Raw genomic sequence first — 21,250 nt, forward strand, 5'->3', positions numbered from 1 at the left:
TCAGCGATGGCAAAGGGGAATCACAAGAGAGGACACGGCAAGCCGCGGACCCACAGCCTGCTGGAGCACTACCAGCCGATCGACGGCGTCGTCGACGAGATGGTCGATGCGTCAGGCAATCCTCGCCCGGCCTGGAAGCATTTTGTCGAGGCGCTCGAGGAACTTGGCGCTGAAAAGCTCGGCCAGCGCTTTGCCCGCGCCGACCAGTATCTGCGCGATGCCGGCGTTTATTACCGCGTCTATGACAAGGCCGGTGCCAATGAGCGCGAATGGCCGCTGGCGCATGTCCCGGTTCTCATCGAGGAGAGCGAGTGGGCGGCGATCAGCGCCGGCCTCGTGCAGCGCGCCGAACTGTTCGAGGAAACCATCGCCGATATCTACGGGCCGAACCGGCTGGTCGAGAAAGGCATCCTGCCGGCGGGATTGATCGCCGCCAGCCCCGAATATTTGCGGCCTGTCGTCGGCACCAGGCCGGCCGGCGGCCACTTCCTGCATTTCTGCGCCTTCGAGCTCGGCCGTGGACCTGACGGCCAGTGGTGGGTGCTGGGCGATCGCACGCAGGCGCCGTCCGGCGCCGGTTTCGCACTGGAAAACCGCGTCGCCACCACACGCGCGCTGTCCGACATCTATGGCGAGATGCATGTGCACCGCCTTGCCGGCTTTTTCCGCCGTTTTCGCGATGCGTTGATCGGCATGGCCAAGGAGACCGACGGCCGCGTCGCCATCCTGACGCCGGGGCCGCTCAACGAAACCTATTACGAACACGCCTACATCGCCCGCTACCTCGGCATCATGCTGCTCGAAGGCGAGGATTTGACCGTCTCCGACAGCCGGCTGATGGTGCGCACGGTTTCCGGCCTGATGCCGATCAGCGTGTTGTGGCGGCGGCTCGACGCCGCTTTCGCCGACCCGCTCGAACTGCGCCCGGATTCGCAGATCGGAACGCCGGGCCTGGTCGAGGCGATCCGCCAGGGCGCGGTTGCTACCGTCAATGCGCTGGGCTCCGGCCTGATGGAGACGCGCGCGCTGCTTGCCTTCCTGCCCAAGATTTCACGGGCCTTGCGTGGCGAGGAATTGCTGCTGCCAAGTGTCGCGACATGGTGGTGCGGGCAAGCTACCGAGCGCGCGCATGTGCTGGCCAATATCGATCGCATGGTGATCGGGCCGGCGCTGTCGACGAGGCTTGCCTTCGAGGACGACGATTCAACGAAGCTAGGCTCGGCTCTGTCGGCCGGGGAGCGGGCGGAACTGGTGGCGCGCATTGAACGTGATGGCGGCGATTTCGTCGGCCAGGAAGCGGTGACGCTTTCGACGACGCCCGTCTATGTCGGCGGCTGGCTGGAGCCGCGGCCAGCGAGCCTGCGCGTCTACCTGGCGCGAACGCCGGAGGGCTGGACGGTGATGCCGGGCGGTTTTGCCCGTATCGGCCTGTCGCTCGACCCGACGGCGATCGCCATGCAGCGTGGCGGCCAGGCGGCGGATGTCTGGGTCGTCAGCGACAAACCGGTGGAGCGCGAGACGCTGCTGCCGCAAGAAGGCGACAGTTTCAGCCGCACCAGGCCCGGCAGCCTGCCCAGTCGCGCGGCGGAGAACCTGACCTGGCTCGGCCGCTATATCGAGCGCTCGGAAGACACGGTGCGCATCCTGCGCGCCTACCATGTGCGGCTGGCCGAAACCTCCGACCCGGATATGCCGCTGCTCGCCGACATCAGGGATTATCTCGAACCTTTCGGCATCGATGTGGAGACGGCGATCCCGTCAGGGCTGATCGGCACGCTGGATAGCGCGGTCTACAGTGCCGGGCAGATCCGCGACCGCTTCTCGCCCGATGGCTGGCTGGCGCTGAAGGACCTGTCGAAAACCATCCATCAGTTCGCAACGACGGTCGCGCCCGGCGACGACGCGACCCGGGCGATGACAGTCATCCTGCGTAAGCTCGCCGGCTTTTCCGGCCTGCTGCACGAGAACATGTACCGCTTCGCCGGTTGGCGCTTCCTCGAGATTGGCCGCCGGCTGGAGCGCGGTATCCAGATCTCCCGCACGCTGTCGCGGCTGACCAGCGCCAAGGCGCCGGACGGCGCGCTCGACATGATGCTGGAAATCGGCGACAGCGTGATGACCCATCGCCGCCAATATCCGGTGCAGGCCGGTCGGCGCACGGTGATCGACCTGCTGGCGCTCGATCCGCTTAACCCGCGCTCCATCCTGTTCCAACTTGAAAGGCTGAAGGCCGAAATCGGCCTGTTGCCGTCGCTCGGCGGGGAGGGGCAAATGTCGCCGGCGGCGAAGGAAATCCTGCAGCTCAACACCCAGATCGCCATCAAGGAGCCTTCGGACATGACCGCAAAGGCGCTGGACGACCTCGCCTATGAAATCGGCGGCCTCTACAACAGCCTCGCCAAAGCCTATTTCGGATAAAGCATGCTCTACGACATCAGGCTTCATCTGCATTACGATTACGCTGCGGCGGCCGGCGGCGGTCGTCATCAGGTGCGCGTACTGCCGTCGACGATATCAGGCGTGCAGCGTGTCATCGCCGCATCCCTGTCCTTTGCGCCGGCACCCAACGAGCGTTCCGACTTTTCCGATTTCTTCGGCAACAACGTCACCTCGATCGCCTTTCGCGACGCGCATGACGCGCTCGACATCAGGATGAGCGCCCGCGTGTCGGTGTCTCGGCCCGAGCCCGGGCTCGACGTGTCGCCCGATATCGCCCGGCTGAGGCAGGAGCTCGCCGCGGTGCGGTCTCTGGCACCTGATGCACCGCACCATTTCCTGACGGCCAGCACCCATGCCGGCATCGACGATGCGATCACCGCTTACGCACGCGACAGCATCGCCGGCTCTGCCGCCGGCACGGTCATGAGCCTGTGCAATCGCATCCATCGCGATTTCACCTATGACGGCGAAGCGACAACGGTGCGGACCCGGGCCAGTGATGCCTTCAAGTTGAAGCGCGGCGTTTGCCAGGACTTTTCGCACATCATGATCGCCGGCCTGCGCGGGCTCGGTATTCCGGCCGGCTATGTCAGCGGATTCTTGCGCACCATCCCGCCGAAGGGCAAGCCCCGGCTGGAAGGCGCCGATGCCATGCATGCCTGGGTCAAGGTCTGGTGCGGGCGCGATGCAGGCTGGCAGGAATTCGACCCGACCAACGGCATGCGGGCCAGCAACGACCATATCACCGTCGGCCACGGCCGCGACTATTCGGACGTGGCGCCGATCGTCGGCGTGCTCAAGACCACGGGGGGACAGGTTGGCGAGCAAGCTGTCGACGTCATTCCCGTCGTGCTCGAAAGAGCCTGAAGCAGGTCGTACACGCAGCGGTATTTGCGCCGCAATTCGGGATGGACAAGACTGCTTCTCAAATACCGATGCGGCCGCTAGTCTGTATTCGTTTCGGGGTGACGGTAGTTGTATCCTCAAGCGCATGGCGCGAGGGTTTGTAATTGAGAGCAATCAGCGTCGTCATTCCTGCCTGTAACGCGGCGGCGACCATCGCTGCAACGCTGGCGTCGCTACGCAGCGAGGCCGAGATCATCGGCGAGATCTTGCTGGTCGACGACGCGTCGACCGATGGGACGGCAACCATCGCGCGGGAGGCCGCGGCACAACTGTCGTTGCCGCTGCGCGTGCTGTCGGCCAAATGCCGCGATGCAGGCGGTGCCCGCAATTTGGCGCTGGCCGAAGCGGTCTATTCCTGGGTCTACCTGATCGATGCCGACGACCTGCATCTGCGGGGCGGGTTGCGCGCACTGCTCCGCAAGGCCCGGGAGCAGCCGGAGGCCGACATGATCGTCGGTGCCTACCGGCGACGGGTGAACGGCCAGGACCGGCAGATCAAGATGCCGAACGGCTACCAGGCTGCGTGCCTGGCAAATGCTTCGGCCTATGTCAAAGGCGACATACGTTCGGTCGCCGTGGGCAGCGTTCTGGCATCGCGGACCCTGATCGGCGAGACGCGGTTCCCGATCGGAATGGCCTATGACGAGGACACGCTGTTCTGGGCACGGCTGATGAGCAAGGCATCGCTCGCCATGGTTTCGCAACCTGTCATGGTCTACGAGGTTTCGCCGGTACGTTCCGATGACCGCTTTGCCATCAACCCGGTGCGGCGCTTCCTGGACTGGCGCCGGGAACTGCGCACACTCACCGACTGCAACATCCCGTTGTCGGCCCTCAAGGCCAGGGAAGGCCTTGTCGCCCTCAAGATCGCCCGGGTCCACTATGCGCGCGGCGATCTGGGCACCGCGGCGCGCGTCCTGGCGGTAGCCGCGGCCGCGCCAAAGCGGCGCTCAGAAGCTTGGCGCTGCCTGCGCTACAGGTTCAAGCTCGCGGCGCGGCGGCGTTTGTCCGCGCCGCCGATCAAGCTGGAAGGCGCTCTGTAGGCGCCAGCCAACACGATATCGGCGCGAGACGCTTTTCGGACGGCGCGTGGAACCAGCGGTCGGCCAGTGGCTTATCTACGGAATTCGCGTGGAGCCGACATGTTGCAAAAATCCGGATTGTCGCCCAGCCGACCGGCTGGCCAGGATGCTGTGTCGCCAGATGGCGCGCCCAAAAACGGGGCACAAAGCTCGGCCGACCATGCGTCGCTTAGCTATGTCAGTGATGCTGAGCCCGGTATCCGGCGGCTGAAAACAGGCAAGGGGTTTTCCTACCAGGGACCGGACGGAGGGACAGTTTCGGACACTACCAGGGCCCGCATCGAGGCGATCGTCATTCCGCCGGCCTGGACGGATGTGTGGATTTCGCCGGACGCGGACGGCCATATCCAGGCAACCGGCAGGGACCAGCGCGGACGCAAGCAATACCGCTATCATCCGCAATGGGCCGAAGAGCGCGATGGTGCCAAATATTCGAGCCTGGTTGCTTTCGCCGAGAGCCTGCCGGACCTGCGGCACAGGATCGACAGCGATCTGCGCCGTCGTGGCCTGCCGTTCGAGCGTGTCGTCGCCGCGGTCGTCTGGCTGCTCGACAACACGATGATCCGCGTCGGCAATGCCGCCTACGCCCGTGACAACAAGAGTTTCGGGTTGACCACGTTGCGCGACCGGCATGTGGATATTGTCGGTTCAAGCCTGCGCTTTGCCTTCAAGGGCAAGTCGGGCAAGGAGTGGAAGCTGAAGCTGGTCGACCGCCGCATCGCCAGGATTGTGCGCGGCGCGCAGGACCTGCCAGGCCAGAAGCTGTTCCAGTATCTCGATGAGGACGGCAACAGGCGGCCGGTCCGCTCCGAGGACGTCAACCGCTATATCCGTGAGGCGGTCGGTGACGCCTTCAGTTCGAAGCATTTCCGCACCTGGGGCGGCACCATTCACGCCGCGTCGCTGTTTGCCCAAACGGAACTGCCGCAAAGCCAGGCGCAGCGAAACAGGGCGATGAACAGCGTTATCGACAAGGTTGCCGAGCGGCTGGGCAATACGCGTGCCGTCTGCCGCAAATGCTATATCCATCCGCGGGTCTTCGAAGCGTGGTCGCAGGGGCGGTTGCTGAATGAAATGGCGCAAGCCAACAAACGCAAACGCTCCATCGATGGTCTCGATGACGAGGAAGCTCTCGTGCTGCGATGGCTGAAACTGCGAGAAAGCTGACCAGCGCGGCCGGCTGTGGCCAAATCCGCCACATCTGGATTTTTTTATCGACGTCGTGTCGGGATCGGTCTTACTGTTTCGTCCTTTGACAGAGAAAAGGACCAGCCATGCTCTACGCAATCCTCTGCTATGCTTCCGAAGATGTCGTCTGCTCCTGGAGCAAGGCACAGGACGACGAGGTCATGGCCAATCTCCTCGACGTTCAGGACAAGTACGCCAAGGCCGGGCGGCTTGGCCCGGTGGCAAGGCTTCTGCCGACGACCGCCGCGACGACCCTGAGAAAGGTCAAGGGTGAATCGGTCGTCATCGATGGGCCGTTCGCCGAGACCAAGGAACAGTTTCTCGGCTTCTACACGCTCGAATGCGCTGATCTCGACGAGGCGGTGGAGTTCGCCCGCGAGCTTTCCGAGGTCAACCCGAGCGGTGGGTCGTATGAAATCCGGCCGGTTTCGGTCTTTAACCCAACAAGAGTTTCCGCATGACCGAAATGGCCTGGATAAGCTCCGCGATCAGCGCCGCCCGCCCGCAGGCCATGGGTGCGCTGCTGCGTTATTTCCGCGATCTCGATACGGCGGAGGAAGCTTTCCAGGACGCGTGCCTCAGGGCGCTGAAGAACTGGCCGCAGAACGGGCCGCCGCGCGACCCGGCGGCCTGGTTGATCTTCGTCGGTCGCAACAGCGGCATCGATGCGGTGCGCAAGCGCGCCAAGCAGGCGCCGATGCCGGAGGAAGACCAGGTTTCCGATCTGGAAGACGCCGAGAGCGATATCGCCGAGCGGCTGGACGGGGCGCACTACCGCGACGACATATTGCGGCTGCTGTTCATCTGCTGCCATCCTGATCTGCCGGCAACGCAGCAGATCGCGGTGGCGCTGCGCATCGTCTCCGGTCTTACGGTCAAGCAGATCGCGCGCGCCTTCCTGGTTGGCGAAAGTGCCATGGAGCAGCGCATCACTCGCGCCAAGGCGCGCATTGCGGACGCCGGCGTGCCGTTCGAGACGCCGGGCGCGGTCGAGCGGTCGGAACGGCTCGCCGCCGTCGCCGCCATGGTCTACTTGGTCTTCAACGAGGGCTATTCGACCAACAGCGGCGAGGCGCCGGCCCGCGCACCGCTGTGCGAGGAGGCAATCCGGCTGGCACGGCTGTTGCTGCGGCTGTTTCAGACCGAGCCGGAGATCATGGGGCTGACGGCGCTGTTGCTTCTGCAGCATGCGCGCGCACCGGCCCGTTTCGACGAGAGCGGCGAGATCGTGCTGCTCGAAGACCAGGATCGCAGCCTGTGGAGCCGCAAGATGATCGATGAGGGGCTGGCGCTGGTCGACAAGGCGCTGCGCCATCGCAAGCCCGGCCCCTACCAGGTGCAAGCGGCGATTGCCGCGCTGCATGCGCGGGCCGAAAAGGCCGAGGACACCGACTGGAACGAGATCGATCTGCTCTATCGCTTGCTCGAGCAGATGCAGCCGTCGCCGGTGGTCACGCTCAACCGGGCCGTCGCGGTCTCGAAGGTGCGTGGACCGGCAGAGGCGCTCGCCATGATCGAGCCGCTGGAAGAACGGCTTTCCGGCTATTTCCATTTTTTCGGTCTCAAGGGCGGCCTTTTGATGCAACTCGACCGGGGCGACGAGGCGCGCGTCGCCTTCGACCGCGCCATAGCGCTTGCGAACACGGCGGCGGAAGCTGCCCATATCCGCATGCATATCGACCGGCTGATCAAGGACGGTGCGGTACGCCCAGCGGCCAAGAAGGCAAACTGAGCGCCATCTGGCTCAATCGTGCAGTTTGGGCTTAGACCATGCCGGGGTGGTGATTTTCCCTTGAACCGAGTAATGCCACGCGATGATCGTGCCTGAGGTGCCTTTGTGCACGCGGGCAGCATGGCGCCAGGCTTTGACCGGCGTGCCTTTTGTGCATGTCGTTGTCCCAAAACCGCTGGGCACTTTTGGGCGACATGCATTATGAGCGACTGGATCTGAAAGGGACAAGAATGACGATAGGCAAGGAAACGACCGAACTGCTGGCGAAACTGGGTGTGGCCAAGGAGACGCTGGTCGGCGGCGACCTGATCGTGCGCAGCCCGGTGACGGGCGAGCAGATCGCGGCGCTGAAGACGATCTCACCGGCTGACGCGGCCAAGGTGATCGATGCCGCGCACAAGGCCTTCCAGGCCTGGCGCATGGTGCCAGGCCCGCGGCGTGGCGAACTGGTGCGGCTGCTCGGCGAGGAGCTGCGTACGCACAAGGCCGAGCTTGGCCGGCTGGTCTCGATCGAGGTCGGCAAGATCCCGTCCGAGGGGCTCGGCGAAGTGCAGGAGATGATCGACATCTGTGATTTCGCCGTAGGCCTCTCCCGGCAATTGTACGGCCTGACCATCGCCACCGAGCGCCCAGGCCATCGAATGATGGAAACCTGGCATCCGCTCGGCGTCGTCGGCGTCATTTCCGCCTTCAATTTCCCGGTGGCTGTGTGGTCGTGGAATGCCGCCCTGGCGCTGGTCTGCGGCGACGCTGTGGTGTGGAAGCCGTCGGAAAAGACGCCGCTGACCGCACTTGCTTGCGAAGCCATCTTCAAACGTGCGGTCAAGCGCTTCGGCGCGGACGCACCTGATGGCCTGGCGCCGGTGCTGATCGGCGATCGCGCCGTCGGCGAGATACTGGTCGATCACCCTAAAGTGCCGCTGGTTTCGGCGACCGGCTCGACCCGCATGGGCCGCGACGTCGGTCCGCGGCTGGCCAAGCGCTTTGCGCGCGCGGTGCTGGAACTCGGCGGCAACAATGCAGGCATCGTCTGCCCGACCGCCGATCTCGACATGGCGCTGCGCGCGATTGCGTTTGGAGCGATGGGCACGGCCGGCCAGCGCTGCACGACGCTGCGGCGCCTGTTCGTGCATGACAGCGTCTACGACGCCTTGGTTCCGCGCCTCAAAAAGGCCTACGAGAGTGTGTCTGTGGGCAATCCGCTGGAGACCTCCTCGCTGGTCGGGCCACTGATCGACAAGGCGGCATACGAGGCCATGCAGAAGGCGCTGAAGGAAGCCGCCGCCCATGACGGCAAGGTGACCGGCGGGACGCGGGTCGAGAACGGCCACCCCGATGCCTACTACGTGCACCCGGCGCTGGTCGAAATGCCAAGCCAGGTGTCACCGGTCACGGAGGAGACCTTCGCGCCGATCCTCTACGTGATGAAATATTCGGATTTCGACGTGGTGCTCGAAGAGCACAATGCCGTGGGGGCAGGCCTGTCCTCGTCGATCTTCACCCGAGACCTGCAGGAATCCGAGCGTTTCCTGGGTGTCGACGGATCGGATTGCGGCATTGCCAATGTCAACATCGGCACCTCGGGCGCCGAGATCGGCGGTGCCTTTGGCGGCGAAAAGGAAACCGGGGGCGGCCGCGAGAGCGGCTCCGACGCATGGAAGGCCTATATGCGGCGCGCCACCAACACGGTGAACTATTCCAAGGCGCTGCCGCTCGCCCAGGGCGTGTCGTTCGACATCGACTGAAGGGCTCGCCGGCTTGGGCATCCCGCACGGGGGATGCCCACCGGTCAGCTGCCTGCTGGCGAGTCAAAGGCCTTGACGAACGCGGCATCGATGATAGCCAGCTTGACGGCCTGGGCGGTCATGTACTCCCGGTAGAAATCGCCCGACACCCACATCACCGAATTGCCGCGCTGGCCAAGCCAGCCAACGCTGCCGAGGTCTTCGGCATCCCGCAGTTTGCGTGCCAGGTGGGTTCGCGACAGCTTGAGCCATTTGGCGAAATCGCCGATCGAGACGACGCCAGTCGGTATTGCAGCGAGGCCGGCATGGTCGGGATCGACGCCCGATATCAGCCAGTCCATGACGACGCCGCCATTGTTAAGCCAGGTGAACAGCGAAAAGGTCTGCTTGGGCTCGCGCACGGGACTGGAGGAGATCAGCCCGTCAGCCACCAGCGGTTGCACCCTGGCGAGCGCATAGGGCCGCTCCAGAAACGTTGCCAGACGGTTCGCGCCGTCGAGACTGTCCAGTGTGTGCAGATGAGCCATCATCCAGCCGGCGAGCGTGTCCAGCGTGTTCACTGTAGGCTGTATGGGGCGGATGCGGCCATCCTGAGCTGCCGAGAGGTGCTCGATGAAATTGTAGTGCAACATCTCCTTGAGGAAGGCGTCGGCGGTGTTGCGGCTGGCGACGGAATTCTCCTGGATGACGTCGATGAAACGCGCCGCCGTCAACTGCTTGCGGTAGTCATCGGGCTCCCGTCTGAAATGCAGGGCAAGGCCGATATGCGCCATCAGCCAACGCTGCTGGGTGGCAAATATCGAGGCAAGCCTCGGGTTCGTCTCGTAGGTCTGGATAAGCGCCTGCGCCTGGGCACGGACACAGCGATGCAATGCCGGGTGACCGGCAATATGGTCCAAGGTCAGCGCCATTCTCCCCCCGTGCGTCAAGCCCCCCAACGCGAAGACGCAGATCACATTTTCAGCCTTCAAGGCCCGTGTCCAGACGCGCCCGCTCTATAACAGGTTATGATCGCCAGTAGACAATGTTCACGGCCCGGGCAGATATCGATCGCGCCGATCCTTCAGCGGTCTTCCGGAGCTGGAAAACAGGCGTCGAAGGCCGCATCGACAATGGCCAGCTTGGCGGCCTGGACGGTCATGTACTCCTGGTAGAAAGTGTTCGATACCCACATCACCGAATGGCCGCGCTGGCCGAGCCAGCCGATGCTGCCGAGTTCCTCGGCAGCGCGCAGCTTGCGGGCGAGGTGGGTCCGCGACAGCTTGAGCCATCTGGCGAAATCTCCGATCGAAACCACGCTGGTCGGAATCCGGTCCAGGCCGGCATGATCGGGGTCGATGCCCGACATCAGCCAGTCCATGACGATGCCGCCATTGTTGAGCCAGATGAACAGGGAAAAAGTCTGGTTGGGCTCGCGCACCGGCTTGGAGGCAAGCAGGCCGTCCGCCACCAGAGGCTGCAGCCTGACAACCATGTCGGGCCGCTCCAGGAACCTGGCCAGCCGGTTGCCACCGTCGAGATGATCCAGCGTCTGCAGATGGGCAAGGACCCAGCCGGTGAAAGTCTGCACGGTTGCCGCCGTTGGCTGCAAAGGGTGCGTGCGCCCGTCGCCACCCGAAACATACTCGGCGACATGATAGTGCAGCATCTCCTTGATGAAAGCGTCCGCCGTGTTGCGGCTGGCCACCGCGTGCTGGTGTACGAACTCGATGAAACGCGATACCGTCAGCTCCTTGCGGCGGTCGTGCGGATCGCGCCTGAAATGCATGGCAAGGCCGACATGACCCATCAGCCAACGCTGCTGCGTGGCGAAAATGGAAGCCAGTCGCGGGCTCGTTTCATAGATGTTGATCAGCGCCAACGACTGTGCCTGGACACAGCGATGCAGGGCCGGATGGCCGGCAATGTCTTCCAGATTCAGCGCCATCCTCCTCATGTTCCGAGTTAACTCCAACAGCGGAGTCGCGTCCACATTTTCCAGCCTTCGATAGCTGTGTCCAGAGGCACCAAATGCGAAGAGCAAGCCCAACCCGAACATGGGGCCGGCCACGATCGGTTCATGGGATCCGCTAACCGATTGCTATGGCTTGGAAAACCCCTCCCAATAATAGTCAGCCGGAGGGCCGCCCGTTGAATTGACCTTCACCAGGGCCCGGCATAGTTTCCGCGACATCCGAGCGGCGGGGGCACGCCTTCCCGGAAGTGAGTTCGAAAGCAGAAGCCAATTAACGAGCGATGAAATCTCGCGCGGTGGCGAAGTTTTGCCGAACTCTACCTCGAAGGACGAGTGATTGAGTGAAGTATACAAGCAAGATCGCGGTTGGCAGGGATAACGACTGTCACCCAGTTTTCGGTGAGCTGGCAGCCCGTAAGGGATGGTTGATCCTGTTTGCCGTCTCGGCGTGCCTGTGGCTTCAAGCCGGCGCGTTTGCCCAGACAGCCAGCCAGATCACGCCGCCCAGCTTTCGGCCGCCGCCGGCAGCCAACACGGCAGGTGTTTCCATTCCCGAAGGTGAGGGCCTCGAGGCGCCGGCGGGCGCCGGGAAGCTCAAGGTCAAGCTCGGGGATGTCAGGGTCGAAGGCGGCTTGCCCGACATGGCTGACGCAACACGCAAGATCGTTGCCGGCCTTGCGCACCGCACGGTGACGGCGGCGGAAATCTTTGCCGCGGCGCGAAAACTCGAAACCGAATATGGACGGGCCGGCTATGCGCTGGTGCGGGTGGTGCTGCCGGCGCAGAAGCTCAACGACGGCGCAGGGCTCCGGCTGGTCGTCGTCGACGGCTTTCTCGAACGGATCGACACCAGCAATCTGCCCGAGCGCATACGCGGGCGGGTCGAGGCAACGCTGGCGCCGCTCGTTGGACAAAAGAGCATCAAGCTGTCGGCGATCGAACGCAAGCTGCTGCTGGCTGGCGATACGCCCGGGGCCCGGCTGCGCTCAACCTTGCAGGCCGGAACAGCCAAAGGCGCCAGCGTGCTGGTCATCGATGGCAAATATCGCCCGATCGGCGGCCAGGCGACCGTGGACAACTCGCTATCGCCGTCGTTGCAGCGCTGGTCTACGGGCATCGGCGTCGATTTCAACTCATTGCTCGGCCTCGGCGAACTCGTCTATGTCAGGGCAGGCGGCTACCCCGATGGCGGCGAGAGTGGCCTGTTCACGGATGGCCCACGCAATCGCAACTATGCCGCGGGCATCGTCGTGCCGATCGGCTATGACGGGCTGACGCTCAACCTGGAAGCCAGCCGCACGCAGGCCAATCCGACAGCCGAGCCCGGCACGCTCGGCTTCGGCAGCGCCTTCGAGCGTTATTCGGCGCGGCTTCGATATCCCTGGATCCGCAGCCGTGCGCTTACGATCAGCACCGAACTGTCCTTCGACGTGCAGAACGACACGCTCGACGCGGTGACGCCGATTTCGCTGCCGATCGCCGAGGACCGGCTGCGCATTGCCCGGCTCGGTCTCGACGGCATCTGGTTCACACCGCTTGGCGGCGTCTTCATCGGCAACGTCGTTGCGTCCTTCGGTATCGATGGGCTCGGCGCGCGTTCAGCCGCCGATGCGACGCCGCTGCTGCCACTGTCGCGTCAAGGCGCCGACGCCGATTTCCAGAAGCTGGAGGTCTCGGCCAGCTACAGCCAGCCGCTGGCCACCCATCTCGGCCTCGATCTCTACGCCTGCGCGCAGACCTCGTTTGGCAAGCCGCTGCTGCAGTCCGAACAGATCGGGCTGGTCGGCGCGAACGGTCTGTCGAGCTTCGACGCGGGCGCGCTGCAGGGCGATGCCGGCTATGTGCTGCGCGGCGAGCTGTCCTCACCCTGGTACGTGCCGTTCACTGGCGGCATCGTTTTGTTGTCGCCCTACGTGTTCGGCGCTGTCGGCCAGGTCCATCTCGAAATGCCGACCGCGCTCGAGACGGCCAACATCGTCGGCGCGTCATACGGGCTTGGCCTGAAGGTCGGCACCGCGCTGGCGGGCGACGCGACCAACGCCAGCCTGACGCTGGAATGGGGCCGCCAGCATCGTGACAACCATCTGCCGACAAGCGATCGCTTTTCGCTCAGCGGCGCCGTCCAATTCTAGAGAGATGACCATGCAGCGCAAAGCCCACCTCCCACGACGGCACCTGAACCGCACCGGCGCGCCGTTGATGGCGCTGCTTTTGACGTCGACGGCGCTTGTCGGCTTCACGTCGGCGCGGGCACAGGAACTGCCGACCGGCGGCAGCGTAGCATCCGGCGGCGTCACCATCGCCAACCCATCGTCGTCGCAACTGAACATCAGGCAGTCGACCAGTTCGGCGATCGTCAACTGGCAGAGTTTTTCGATCGGTGCCGGCGCGACAGTCACCATCGACCAGCCATCATCCTCGGCAACGATGCTGAACCGCGTCACCGGCGGCACCAAATCGACCATTGCAGGCCAGCTCAACGCCAATGGCCAGGTGTTCCTGGTCAACCCCAACGGCATTGCCATCTCCAAGACCGGCAAGGTTAGTGCCGCCGGCTTCGTCGCCTCCTCGCTCGGTATCAGCGACGAGGATTTTGAGGCCGGAAAGCTGGAATTCGAGGGCAAGGGAGCTTCAGCCGCCGTCTCCAACCAGGGTGCGATCAGCATCGGGCGTGGTGGCTATGCCGCATTGATCGGCGGCAGCGTCGACAATGCCGGCTCGATCACCGTGCCGCTTGGCAAGGTCGGGCTCGGATCGGGTGAGAAGGCAACACTTGATTTGTCCGGCGACGGCTTCCTGCAGGTTTCCGTGCCGAGCAAGGCTGACGGCAGCAATGCGCTGGTCAGCAATTCCGGACGTATCAGTGCCGATGGCGGGCTGGTCGAACTCAAGGCGGCTGCGGTGCGCGATGCCGCACGCCAAGCCGTCAACATGTCCGGTGTCATCGAGGCACGCACGGTGTCTGGCCAATCCGGTGCCATCGTGCTCGGCGGCGATGAAGGCTCGGTCGAAATCACCGGCATGCTCGACGCTTCGGCCAAGGCCGGCGGCAAGGGCGGCAAGGTCACGGTCACCGGCCGCAAACTGAAGCTCAAAGCCGCCAAGGTCGATGCCTCGGGCAAGGATGGCGGCGGCAGCGTCAGGATCGGCGGTGACAAGCAGGGCAAGGGCACCTTGCAACGCGCGGTCACAACCGAGATCGATGCGAAGACGACAATCAGTGCCGATGCGACCGGCAACGGCACTGGCGGCACGGTCATCGTCTGGTCGGACGAGCAAACAAAGTTCGCCGGCAAGATTTCCGCACGCGGCGGTGATGACGGCGGCAATGGCGGCTTTGCGGAAGTGTCCGGCAAGCAGCGCCTCGACTTCACCGGTGAGGTCGATCTGCGCGCCCGCTTCGGCGACACCGGTGACCTTTTGCTCGATCCCTACAACGTCACTATATCGAACGCTGCCGGCAACACCGGCGGCAGCATGTCCGCCAACACCAATGACAGCGTCATCAACGTCACCACGCTGCAGAACCTTCTTGCAACGGCAAACGTCACCATCTCGACCGGCAGTGGCGGTTCGCAGGCTGGCGACATCACCATTGCAGCACCGATCGCCTGGAACACCAACACGCTGACGCTCAGCGCCTCTCATTCGATCGTCTTCAATGCGAACGCCACGATCGGCGGCGTCGGCGGACTGGCGCTCATCACCAACAATGGCGGCACCGGCGGCACGATCTCCTATGCCTTGGGCGCATCGGCGACCTTCACCGGCACGCCCGGTGCGCAGGCGCTGTCGGTCAACGGCCAGAGCTACACGCTGATCTATGATGTCAACGGCCTGCAGGCGATCAACAGCGGGCTCACCGGCAGCTACGCGCTGGCCAAGAATATCGATGCCAGCTCCACGTCCAGCAGGAATAGCGGTCTCGGCTTCATATCGCTGGGCACCGACGGCAACAGCAACATCCAGAACGGCGGCAACGGCTTCACCGGCTCGTTCGACGGGCTCGGCCACACCGTCGACAGCCTGTCGGTGACGCAGTCCGCTGCCCAGTATGTCGGCCTATTCGGCTATATCGGCGCGGGCGGCCTGGTCCAGAATGTCGGCGTCACCAATGTGACGGTCCGGGGGTTTAGGACCCTTGGCGGGATCGCCGGGTTCAATGCCGGCACGGTGGCCCAGAGTTATTCGACTGGTCAGCTGTTCACCACGCAATACGGGTCCACCTCAGGCGGTCTGATCGGCGAGAACGATGGCGCACTCTCCGACAGCTTCTCGACAGTGGTCATCAACGCACGCGACACAAATGCCGCGGGCGGCGCGGTGGGCTTCAACAATTTCGGCACCATCGATCGCGTCTATGCCATGGGCGCTGTCGATATCGGCAGCGGCGGCGCGGCCGTCGGCGGCCTCGTCGGATCGAATTATGGCTATTCGTTTGTCGGCGAGGGCGGCAGGATAACCGACAGCTATTCGACCGGCGCGGTCAGCGGCGGATGGAATGTCGGCGCGTTCATCGGCAACAACCTTTACGATGGCGTGATCACGGGCGCGTACGACACGTCGACATCCGGCCCCTACAACACCACATCCAGCGCCAAGCCTGCGATCGGCGGTGGCACCACCGGCCCCAATGTCAATGTCGTCGGCCTGTCGACCTCCAGCTTCCAGAATGGCGGCGCCAATGGACTGAGTGCCGCCTTTGGCGGCGGGACTGGCGGCCTCTATCCCTATCTGAAGAGCTTCTACCCCAATGGCGTTCAGGCGATCTCCGGAATTGCTTACAAGGATGCCGGCAACACGCCGCTGATTTCCGGTACCGGCCAACCCTATTACACAAAGAATCCCGGGCTGGTGTCCGTCGTCTCCGGCGGCGTGAACCTCGGCACAGTCTCGACCGGCGTCAACGGCTACTATTATCTCGCTCTGCCGGCCGGCGCGGTCTCGAACTCGGTGCTCGCTTACACCGTTGCCGAAGCGGACTCGGGCGCCAAGAATGGCGTGACCTTCCGGACCGGCCTGTCCGGCAGCAATGTCTCGAACCTCAACGTCTATGGCGACTGGCGGCTCGACGAGGCGGATGGCTCGATCGCCTCGCTGTCGGCGCTGAGCAGCGCCTATAGCGCGGCGATTGGGTCAGCCTCTGTCGGCAGCCTGTCCTTCGCCAATCGCCAGATTGAAACCGTAGCAGCCACCTTCGCCCTCAACCAGGCGCTGTCGGTCGGCACCGGCACGCTGGCGCTGTCGTCGAACGGCGTGGTGACGCAGACTAGTGGCCTGACGGCGGCGTCGCTGGTTCTCGGTGGCACGGGTAGCTTCACCCTGACCAACGCCGGCAACCAGGTCGGCAACGTCGCCGGCAGCGCCGGTTCCGTCGATCTGCGCGATGGTGCAAGCCTGACGATCGCCAGTGCTTCCAGCGCCCGTGGGGTTATGGCGACCGGGGTGAACACCACCGGTTCGGTGAAGCTTCAGACGACGGGCGATTTGACCATTGCGGCAAATGCGACAATCAGCGGAACGGATCCAGTGCTCTCGGCCGCTGGCCTGTTCGTCAACAACCGGGGCAGTGACGCCGTCGCCGCCACCAGCGGACGCTGGCTGATCTATGCGGCAAATCCCACCGGCAATACATTCGGCAATCTGGACAGTGGCAACACGGCCGTCTGGAACACGTCGGCGGGTGGTCCGGTGAGTGCGACAGGCAACCGCTATGTCTTTGCCTATCAGCCGACACTGACCTTCAAATCCAGCAATGCGACCAAAACCTATGGCGATACCGCCCTGCCGGCACTGACCTATTCAGTGGCGGGCTACCAGGCAGGCGTGATCGGCGCCTATCTCGGCGACACCGCCGCCACGACCTTCAGCGGCGGCCCAAGCGTTACGTCCGTCAATCCGCCGGGCAATACACAGGCCGGAGCAGGATCCTATGCAATCACCGTCGGCGCCGGCAATCTCGCGGCGTTGAGCGGCTATGGCTTCGCCTACAACAGCGCGGGCCTGCTTACCATCGGCAAGCGCGCGGTGACGGTGACGGTGACGCCGGGCCAGGGAAATATCTATGGAGACGCCAATCCATCATCCTATGCATACACCGTTTCGGATCTCGGCGCTGGCACGGCCTTGGTCGGTAGCCTTAGCCGCACGGCAGGGAACAGCGCCGGGACTTATGCCATCAACCAGGGCAGCATCACCAACACCAGCAATTCGAACTACGACATCACCTATGTCGGCGCCAATTTCACCATCGCCAAGCGCGCGATCACGGTAACGGCCGATGCCAAGAGCCGTACCTATGGCAACTCCAATCCGACGCTGACCTATCAACTCACAACAGGCAGCCTCGTCAGTGGCGACAGCTTGGGCGGTTCTCTGACGACATCGGCGACGACGGCATCCGGTGTCGGCAGCTACGGCATCGCGCAGGGCACACTCAACAACAACAACTATGCGATCAACTATGTCGCCGCCAATTTGTCGGTGACGCCGCGCGCCATCACGGTGACAGCCAACGCCAAGAGCCGCATCTATGGCGACAGCAATCCGGCTCTGACCTATCAGCTGACATCAGGCAATTTCGTCAATGGCGACAGCCTGAGCGGCGCACTGGCAACAACGGCGACGACGGCATCCGGTGTCGGCAGCTACGGCATCACGCAGGGCACACTCGCCAACGGCAACTATACGATCAGCTATGTCGGCGCCAATCTGTCGGTGGCGAAGCGCGCCATCACGGTGACAGCCGATGCCAAGAGCCGCATCTATGGCGATGCCAATCCAACGCTGACCTATCAGCTGACCACGGGCAATTTCGTCAATGGCGACAGCCTGAGCGGCGCGCTGGCGACGTCGGCCACGACAGCATCCGGTGTCGGCAGTTACGGCATCACGCAAGGCACACTCGCCAACAGCAACTATGCGATCAGCTATGCCGGCGCCAATCTGTCGGTGACCAAACGGGCGATCACGGTGACGGCCGACGCCAAGAGCCGTGCCTATGGCGACGCCAATCCGGCGCTGAGCTATCAGCTGACCTCGGGCAATTTCGTCAATGGCGACAGTCTCGCCGGTGCGCTCGCAACCACAGCGACGACAGCATCCGGCGTCGGCAGCTACGGCATCACGCAAGGCACACTCGCCAACAGCAATTATGCGATCAGCTACGTCGGCGGCAATCTCGCGTTGACCCCGCGCGCGATCACGGTGACGGCCGATGCCAAGAGCCGCATTTATGGCGATGCCAACCCGGCGCTGACCTATCAACTGACATCAGGCAATTTCGTCAATGGCGACAGCCTGAACGGTGCGCTGGCGACGTCGGCAACGACAGCATCCGATGTCGGCAGCTACGGCATCACGCAGGGCACGCTCGCCAACAGCAATTACGCCATCAGCTATATCGGCGCGGACCTTTCGGTGACACAGCGCGCCATCACGGTCACGGCCGATGCGGGCCAGAGCAAGATCTATGGGGACAGTGATCCGCTGTCCTACGGCTATGCGGTTTCCGGTCTTGGCGGCGGGACGGCGCTGGTCGGCACGCTTGATCGCGCCGAGGGCGAGAATGTCGGGACCTATGACATTGGCCGCGGCACCCTCACCGATGCGGCCAACGGCAATTACGACATCACCTATGTCGGTGCCGGTTTCAGCATCGGCAAGCGATCCGTGATCGTCACTGCCAGCTCGGGTCAGGGCAAGACCTACGGAAATGCCGATCCGTCGTCCTATGGCTACACCTTCACCGATCTCGGTAATGGCGCGGCGCTGGTTGGCGCTCTCGACCGCACGACCGGCGAAGATGTCGGCGCCTATCAGATCGGGCAGGGCACACTCGCCAACGCGGCCAACTCGAACTACGACATCAGCTATGTCGGCGCCGATTTCAGTATCGGCAGGCGTGCCGTGACAGTCACGGCCAATTCGGGCCAAGGCAAGATTTACGGCAATGCCGACCCGTCCTCCTATGGCTACACCAGCACCGATCTCGGCAGTGGTGTGGCGTTGGTCGGCGCTCTCGATCGCGCCTTGGGAGAGAACGCCGGAGCCTACGCGATCGGCCAGGGCACGCTCACCGACAGCGCCAATTCGAACTACGAGATCAGCTATGCCGGTGCCGACTTCAGCATCGGCAAGCGGGCGATCACCATAGTGGCGGATGCGCAGAGCCGGCCGCAGGGCATGCCCAATCCACCACTCACCTATTCGATCGGCGGTCTGGGGTTGGTCAACGGGGATACATTCCTTGGCGCGCTCTCGACTGAGGCGACACCTGCTAGCCCTGCTGGCAACTATGCCATCGAACAGGGGAGCCTGACCCTCTCGGCCAACTATGAGCTGGCCTATGTCGGTGCCGATCTGGTGGTCTCGCCAACCAACACCGTGCCGGCACCGGATGCGGCCAGCACGGTCGCGTACAACGCCGATGCCCATGCTGCTGGCGGGCCGGCTCGGGTTTTCTTCACCGGGCAGCCGGTGGATGGCGATGCGCAAACGCTGGTCGAAGACCCGCGCCTTGACGGTCCCGCCTTCTGCCAGGGCGTGGCGGACGCAGCTTCCGTCTGCAGCGTTGCCTCGGTCCGGTAGGAAATGGGGACGCGCTGGTTGGCGCCTTGACCGCGTTGCCGGCGAGACTGTCGGCAGCTATACCATCGCCCAGGGCGGCATCACCAACGCCGCCAATCCGAACGGCGATATCACCTATGACCTAATATGGCCGCTTGGGACCCGGCCGTCCTTGCCGCGTTGCCACGGTCCGGTGAGCGTGCGGGCGACCACGATTTGACGCGGTCAATTATCACCTCTCACATCAGCGCTACTTCGTCAGCCGATCATACAGGGCCGGCTTTCGCCGGCCGGTTGCTCCGATCGGGATCAGCCGCAGACGCGGACCTCTTCGATCACCCTGTGGTGGTGGCGCCAATGCTTGACCAGTTCGATATGGCAGCGATGATGCCGGTGATGGCGGCGATATTCGCCGTACCGGTATTCGCCATTGTCATACTGAACGTTCTGGTCGCCATCATACTGATCGTCATAATAGCGATCGCGGTGATGACGGCGAATAACGATCCCACTGTCGGAATCGTCATCCGGCAAATATCGGTCGCCGTCGTCGGACTGGATGGTCACGCTTGCCGCTTGCGTCGGCGCAGTGATCGCCGCTGTCGCGGCCAATGCCAACAGGGAAGCCAGAATCAGCTTTTTCATCTCGTCCTCCTGCGTGTTCAAGACATGTTAACTCGCGGAAGAACCGGGCGTTCCGCCTAATTTTACACGCTTTGCGACGCGGAAGACATCAAGGCGTCATCGTCCACCCGTTCCAGGCGCACGAAGGCCGTCAGCGGCAGGTGGTCGGAGGCAACGCGCGAAAGCGGCGTGTCATGCGCGTTGATGGCGGCAATCATGCCGTGCCTGTTGGCCATGATCCGGTCGAGCGCCAGCAGCGGCAGGTTCGACGGGAAGGTGGGGACCGCCGGCGGCTGCGGGCCGAACGTCGCATGCAGCGTGTTGAGAGCGGAGCGGTTGCCGAGCCGCCATTCGTTGAGGTCGCCGAGCAACAAGGTCGGTCTTTCGTCCGGGCTGTTCATCAGGTCGAGCACGACGCGCGCCTGCTGGGAGCGCGAGCGGCGCAGCAGGCCAAGATGGGCGGCGATGATGCGCAGCGTCCGGCTTCCATCGAGGTCGATCTCCGCCACCACCGCGCCGCGCGGCTCCAGTCCCGGAAGCTTGATCTGGTGCACGTCGCGAACGACGCCCTTCTTGAACAGCAGGACGTTGCCATGCCAGCCATGGCCCTTGCCGGTGGCCGAAATCGGCACCGGAACCAGGCCGGTTTCCCGCTCGAGCCGGGCCAGGTCGAGAAGCCCGACACGGTCGCCGAAGCGATTGTCGGCTTCCTGCAGCGCAATGACATCCGGATCGATTTCGCGGATGACGCGGATGATCCGCTCCGGGTCGAATTTCCTGTCGACGCCGATGCATTTGTGGACATTGTAGGAGGCAACCAGCGTGCCGGTGGTGGCTGTCGTCTTGAGTGCTGCGGCGTTAGCCTTCTGCATCCGGCGGTCACGAAGGGACAGAAGCATGCTTGCCGGGAGGCTGCGTCCAATTCTGTGCATCTCTGTGCTGCTCGTCCTCGCTGGTTTCAATTCAGAAGCGGGATAAAGTGAAAATAGGCAATTTCGGCGTATGTTCCATG

At 63.7% G+C, this 21,250-nt stretch carries 13 protein-coding genes; 9 read left to right on the plus strand and 4 right to left on the minus strand.

Translation table 11 applies throughout. The features are described from left to right. Positions 1 to 6 precede the first annotated feature (6 nt). From NKJ04_RS19255 to amaB, 7 genes are all read left to right on the plus strand, one after another. Positions 7 to 2,418 (plus strand): circularly permuted type 2 ATP-grasp protein, encoded by a 2,412-nt coding sequence (locus NKJ04_RS19255; RefSeq protein WP_352677099.1) that lies wholly within the window; start codon positions 7 to 9, stop codon positions 2,416 to 2,418. A 3-nt stretch (positions 2,419 to 2,421) separates the two neighbouring features. After that, positions 2,422 to 3,306, plus strand: a complete 885-nt coding sequence (locus NKJ04_RS19260) for a transglutaminase family protein (RefSeq protein ID WP_127290352.1) — start codon at positions 2,422 to 2,424, stop codon at positions 3,304 to 3,306. Between the two features lie 143 nt (positions 3,307 to 3,449). Further along, complete coding sequence (locus NKJ04_RS19265; protein ID WP_352677100.1) at positions 3,450 to 4,388, plus strand: glycosyltransferase family 2 protein; 939 nt, start codon at positions 3,450 to 3,452, stop codon at positions 4,386 to 4,388. A gap of 99 nt (positions 4,389 to 4,487) precedes the next feature. Further along, positions 4,488 to 5,594: a DNA topoisomerase IB gene (locus NKJ04_RS19270; RefSeq protein WP_352677101.1), complete on the plus strand. Its 1,107-nt coding sequence runs from the start codon at positions 4,488 to 4,490 to the stop codon at positions 5,592 to 5,594. A 107-nt stretch (positions 5,595 to 5,701) separates the two neighbouring features. Continuing rightward, entirely contained in the window at positions 5,702 to 6,076 is a 375-nt protein-coding gene (locus NKJ04_RS19275) for a YciI family protein (RefSeq protein WP_352554051.1), read from the plus strand. Next, a complete protein-coding gene (locus NKJ04_RS19280; RefSeq protein WP_023809970.1) occupies positions 6,073 to 7,347 on the plus strand; it encodes an RNA polymerase sigma factor in 1,275 nt (424 codons plus the stop codon). The genes NKJ04_RS19275 and NKJ04_RS19280 overlap by 4 nt, the downstream gene beginning before the upstream one ends. A gap of 230 nt (positions 7,348 to 7,577) precedes the next feature. Further along, positions 7,578 to 9,092, plus strand: coding sequence for an L-piperidine-6-carboxylate dehydrogenase (amaB, locus tag NKJ04_RS19285; RefSeq protein ID WP_128304940.1), 1,515 nt, complete (start codon positions 7,578 to 7,580; stop codon positions 9,090 to 9,092). Between the two features lie 44 nt (positions 9,093 to 9,136). On the opposite strand, the gene NKJ04_RS19290 is transcribed toward amaB, so the two are convergent. Then, positions 9,137 to 10,003, minus strand: coding sequence for a hypothetical protein (locus NKJ04_RS19290; protein ID WP_352677102.1), 867 nt, complete (start codon positions 10,001 to 10,003; stop codon positions 9,137 to 9,139). A 152-nt stretch (positions 10,004 to 10,155) separates the two neighbouring features. After that, positions 10,156 to 11,019, minus strand: a complete 864-nt coding sequence (locus NKJ04_RS19295) for a hypothetical protein (RefSeq protein WP_164893012.1) — start codon at positions 11,017 to 11,019, stop codon at positions 10,156 to 10,158. 368 nt (positions 11,020 to 11,387) lie between these two features. Between NKJ04_RS19295 and NKJ04_RS19300 the strand changes: the two genes are divergently transcribed. After that, positions 11,388 to 13,178 carry a ShlB/FhaC/HecB family hemolysin secretion/activation protein gene (locus tag NKJ04_RS19300; protein WP_352677103.1) on the plus strand — a complete coding sequence of 597 codons (1,791 nt, stop codon included), beginning with the start codon at positions 11,388 to 11,390 and terminating at the stop codon, positions 13,176 to 13,178. A gap of 10 nt (positions 13,179 to 13,188) precedes the next feature. Then, complete coding sequence (locus NKJ04_RS19305) at positions 13,189 to 19,635, plus strand: MBG domain-containing protein (RefSeq protein WP_352677104.1); 6,447 nt, start codon at positions 13,189 to 13,191, stop codon at positions 19,633 to 19,635. 288 nt (positions 19,636 to 19,923) lie between these two features. Here the strand turns inward: NKJ04_RS19305 and NKJ04_RS19310 are convergent, their stop codons facing one another. Then, a complete protein-coding gene (locus tag NKJ04_RS19310) occupies positions 19,924 to 20,259 on the minus strand; it encodes a hypothetical protein (RefSeq protein WP_128304944.1) in 336 nt (111 codons plus the stop codon). Positions 20,260 to 20,321: 62 nt separating this feature from the next. After that, entirely contained in the window at positions 20,322 to 21,170 is an 849-nt protein-coding gene (locus NKJ04_RS19315; RefSeq protein WP_352677105.1) for an endonuclease/exonuclease/phosphatase family protein, read from the minus strand. Positions 21,171 to 21,250 lie beyond the last annotated feature (80 nt).

It is taken from the genome of Mesorhizobium sp. M0618 (assembly GCF_040320765.1).
Classification (GTDB): Bacteria; Pseudomonadota; Alphaproteobacteria; order Rhizobiales; family Rhizobiaceae; genus Mesorhizobium.

Coding starts and splice junctions, on each gene's coding strand:
- NKJ04_RS19255 (WP_352677099.1), top strand. CDS start 7: ATGGCAAAGGGGAATCACAAGAGAGGACACGGCAAGCCGCGGACCCAC.
- NKJ04_RS19260 (WP_127290352.1), top strand. CDS start 2,422: ATGCTCTACGACATCAGGCTTCATCTGCATTACGATTACGCTGCGGCG.
- NKJ04_RS19270 (WP_352677101.1), top strand. CDS start 4,488: ATGTTGCAAAAATCCGGATTGTCGCCCAGCCGACCGGCTGGCCAGGAT.
- NKJ04_RS19275 (WP_352554051.1), top strand. CDS start 5,702: ATGCTCTACGCAATCCTCTGCTATGCTTCCGAAGATGTCGTCTGCTCC.
- NKJ04_RS19280 (WP_023809970.1), top strand. CDS start 6,073: ATGACCGAAATGGCCTGGATAAGCTCCGCGATCAGCGCCGCCCGCCCG.
- amaB (WP_128304940.1), top strand. CDS start 7,578: ATGACGATAGGCAAGGAAACGACCGAACTGCTGGCGAAACTGGGTGTG.
- NKJ04_RS19290 (WP_352677102.1), bottom strand. CDS start 10,003: ATGGCGCTGACCTTGGACCATATTGCCGGTCACCCGGCATTGCATCGC.
- NKJ04_RS19295 (WP_164893012.1), bottom strand. CDS start 11,019: ATGGCGCTGAATCTGGAAGACATTGCCGGCCATCCGGCCCTGCATCGC.
- NKJ04_RS19305 (WP_352677104.1), top strand. CDS start 13,189: ATGCAGCGCAAAGCCCACCTCCCACGACGGCACCTGAACCGCACCGGC.
- NKJ04_RS19310 (WP_128304944.1), bottom strand. CDS start 20,259: ATGAAAAAGCTGATTCTGGCTTCCCTGTTGGCATTGGCCGCGACAGCG.
- NKJ04_RS19315 (WP_352677105.1), bottom strand. CDS start 21,170: ATGCACAGAATTGGACGCAGCCTCCCGGCAAGCATGCTTCTGTCCCTT.